Source organism: Stenotrophomonas sp. STEN021 (assembly GCF_056760175.1).
In genome coordinates this window covers 1-3,815 of record NZ_JBRREH010000152.1, presented here as the reverse complement: position 1 = coordinate 3,815, position 3,815 = coordinate 1, and the positions used below count along the sequence as shown (strand labels likewise).

The window sequence follows — 3,815 nt, the reverse complement described above, 5'->3', positions numbered from 1 at the left end:
TCTTCTTCCGCTTGCCCGTGTGTTCCGCGTCCCCGAAGCTCAGCTGCATCGTCGTCATCCGTCGAACCTTGCGCTATTGTCGCCGAGGAATTGTTCAGAGCATCCCTAGAGTTCACAAATAAAGAAATGGTCAACAGGGGAATGTGTGCAGTTGTCGCTTTTCACGACTTTGATAGTGGCAATCCTCACGCTCATATTATGTTGACTTTAAGAGCGGTCTCCGTTGCCGGATTCGGCAACAAAGAGCGATCTTGGAACGACAAAACTATATTGGAGAACTGGCGTAAAGAGTGGTCTCAACACGCCAACAAAGCACTAGAGGCCGCAGGACAGGATTGCCGTATTTCTGAAAAGACGCTAGAAGCTCAAAAGTTGGAAGCGATGAGAGCCGGGAAATACGACGAAGCTGCACAGCTCGATAGAACCCCTACCAAGCACGAAGGACGGGCTTCTACGCAAGCCAGAAGGCGCAGAAGAGGCACAAAGAGAACTATTGCTAATGACGAGATCACAGCGATCTCTAGCAACCGGTTCAACCGCCACCGTATGCGAGTAGAAGCACTACAGAAGGCAGCAGAAGCTTCCAATGTCGTTCCACTTAAAAAGCGTGAAATCCAAGATCTACATGCAAGGGCAATGATCGAAGATCAGCCCAATGGTAGAAAAATTATTAGAGCAGCAGCAATTAGAGAAATTCGTTCTTACACAAGAACGGCAGGAACCAAGTTAGTGAAGTCTACTTCTAGCAGAGTTCAAGTATCAAAAGAAGTAGACGAAATAACGAGGACTCAAATTATGTTAGCAAACGAATATTCAGAAAGTGTCGAGAGTGATATTCAAAAAATTCTCAAGAAAGCAAAAGAAATGGAGCAATCAGAAGACTTCGACCAACGTCTATATGCTCGTAAAGTGTTAGGCGCTTATTCAAGATATGAAAAGACACAAGAGCAATATGAGCATTGGAAGAAGGAGCGAAAAGATCGACTGGATCTATACAGAGCAGCCAATACAAATTATGAAGAACTGGAAGAAACTGGTTTAAGCAGGATTGCAAATTTTGCAGGGATCAAGACTCAAGCTCAAAAACAACAGGAAGAAGAAAAATTGCATTTAGAGCAATTGAAGCAAGCTGCTGATGATGCAAAGCAAGAACGCACACAAGCACAGGCAAATAGGTTACTTGCAGATAAATATCTAACAGAGAGTGTCGATCAGTTCCAAGATAGCTTGAAGACCCCAGAGCAAAAAGCAGCCGATGAACTCAAAGAACCTACGCTTACTCCTGAGGCTCCCAATCCTGTTCTTGATCCTATTAACAGTAAAAAAAGGAAGAATGGTTTCAGAAGATGATCTCCCACATACCGTAAGAAGAAAAGCCCCGATCTTGGGGCTTTTTTTTGCTAAACCTATTGACAGCACTAGTTGAACCGATCAAGGATCGGGCTGCAACGCTGCTACTTCTTTCACACACAGGGGGATATATGCACGCAATTTGGCGCGGTTCTACGAGTAAGAAGATCCACATTTCATGGATTCTAGTGGGTGCTGTAATGGGCCTTCTAACTTCCTTGCCGTTCATTCTTGGAGGGATCTTCTTTGCCCCAATGGTGTTGGGCTGGTTGGCATATATTATTAATATGAACAATGCAGTGGATGGACACAATCGGGAGTGGCAATCCTACAAAGATCACGGTGGCGTAGTCGATGTATCAAAGAAAATGACTTTAGGAAATGCTTTAAGAAGTCGCAAATATCCTATTGCCAATTGGTGGATTGCCTTTTTTGCCGTGAAAATCTATTTGCACTTTTATCCATTCGCCATTTTTGGTGGCTTCGGCCCAATCCAATGGCAACACTGATCTAAGTGCGATGGGATACAAGCATAATACTTGACAGAAATAACATATTATTATAATGTCAATTTTGTTCCGGTCGTTCACAGCTCTATGAGCTGCTTAGAAAGCAAACATCTGGAGCAGCTTATCTGCCCCTTGGGCAGCTTAGAAAGAAAGTTCACAGTCCTATGGACTGCTTGCAATAAAAATAGCCCCGGAAGCGGGGCTTTTTTGTTGCTGATTTTCTGTGGTTGTGATTTTATTGTAATTCAAGGCGGGGAATCCACCAAACGTTGGGCAATTCATATATAAGGACATCTATGCATTATATCGGATTTTCTAAGGAAAATTTTCTTCTTTCGCAAGAGTCACATCTAGCAAAGAGTTCAATTATTTTCGGATTCGATGCGCTCCTTAAGTCTAGATATTACGCAGAAAAGGATGGAAACTTTTACGCTGCGTTTTTCAATCTATCCATCGGGATGGAGCGTATGCTTAAGCTCGCTATCGTTGTCGATTACATGCTTAAGAATCAATACAAGGGCCCGTCGATGCAATCCCTTAGGGATGGAGGGAGAGGTCACGATTTAATAAAGTTAATGGAAAAATGTGACGACTTGCATTCAATCTATATGCAAGGTTCCACACTCAGCAAACGACTTGACGTAGATAACAAGCTGCTAGAGTTTCTTTCCAAATTTGCGAAAGGAGCACGATATTTCAATTTTAACGAATTAGCTGAACCAACGAAGGGGGCTGGGAGTCTGAGTCCGATAGATGAGTGGTGGAAAGTATGTGAGGAGCTTGATAGGGAGTTTACACCCGCAAGCAGAAGAGAGAAGGCTGCTCGCTCTCTTGCTAGTTCGATGGATAAAGCGGGATTTGGATTCGGATTTACCAGTGTTCTTGACGAGACTGGGTTTCCAATGACTGAATTCGATATCTTCCACAGGCAAATTATCGGTGAGCGAGCATCAAAACTGGCGATATGGCGAATTATCGAATGCTTCAGACCCATATATTATCTACTTAGAAACATGGTTGACCACGCTGCTGATTACGAAAATCGTGAAGGGTGGAGTTCTATGGGGGTTCCTCATTTTGAGGACTTCTTCAACTTTTTTCTTGCAAGTCGCAATACGGTAATGAGAAGAAAGGGCTGGCTTAAGCTCTCCGGCCTTTAGTTGAAATACCTATTAAAATAGAAATCAATCTCCTTCTTGTCAGTTACCAAAAAATAAAAAGCCCAGCTTGACAATAAATCAAGCTGGGCTAATTTGTATCTATGGCTTCAAAGTTTTGCAGACTATTGAAGCGAGTAATGTAATGAAACGGATTACACCACTCAGGCCAAGCCCCTTTCTGGGATAATAACAAAAGCCGGAGATTAATCAATACCCATTATATAACTCGCCTGACAAACGAAAAAGCCGTTGGTTAGCGTGCTGTTGTCTAGCAGATATATATAACGAGGAAATGCGTTATTGAGCTTAAATTCACAGGAGTGAAGCCAAGGTATCAAGCATATGTGTCGAGAGGTGTTGAAGCTTAAGGAACTTCAATTTGCGTTGCCTCTTCCCGGTTCTGCTGATATCTACGGGTTAGAATTGAGAGTTCCTAGAGGCATCTAGGACGCTTACAGAAGCCCACCAAAGAGACGCCGATAGTATCGGTTGCGAGACTTGTGTAAGGCGGCACTACAAGCCGTGAACTCGCTGTAGAGAAGTATGTAGGTATCTTCTCGGCCTTGTGGCTTTTACGAAAGTAATAGACAGGTCTAAAGTCAAAACCCCCGCTTGCTGGGTAGGGGGAGACTTTGGCCTTACCTACTAAAAGCCTTTTTTAAAAGCCTAAAAGCATCTGGGATCTGGGGGGTATGGGGGGGGGGGGCCCCCCATTTTTTTTTATTAAAAAAATATAATTTTAAAAAAAATTTTTTTGAAAAAAACCAAACCAACACAAATTTTAGTTTAGGACTGA

General features: G+C 43.0%; 3 protein-coding genes. All 3 read left to right on the top strand.

Annotation, left to right across the window (positions count from 1 at the left end; all coding sequences use genetic code 11):
- The coding region (locus ACVOL0_RS20155) for a MobA/MobL family protein (protein ID WP_481550595.1) at positions 1–1,350 on the top strand (1,350 nt) is incomplete at its 5' end.
- Positions 1,351–1,409: 59 nt separating this feature from the next.
- The gene (locus ACVOL0_RS20150) at positions 1,410–1,859 is read left to right on the top strand and encodes a hypothetical protein (protein ID WP_481550594.1); all 450 of its coding nucleotides are present in this window, start codon (positions 1,410–1,412) and stop codon (positions 1,857–1,859) included.
- Between the two features lie 296 nt (positions 1,860–2,155).
- Entirely contained in the window at positions 2,156–3,019 is an 864-nt protein-coding gene (locus ACVOL0_RS20145; protein ID WP_481550593.1) for a hypothetical protein, read from the top strand.
- Positions 3,020–3,815 lie beyond the last annotated feature (796 nt).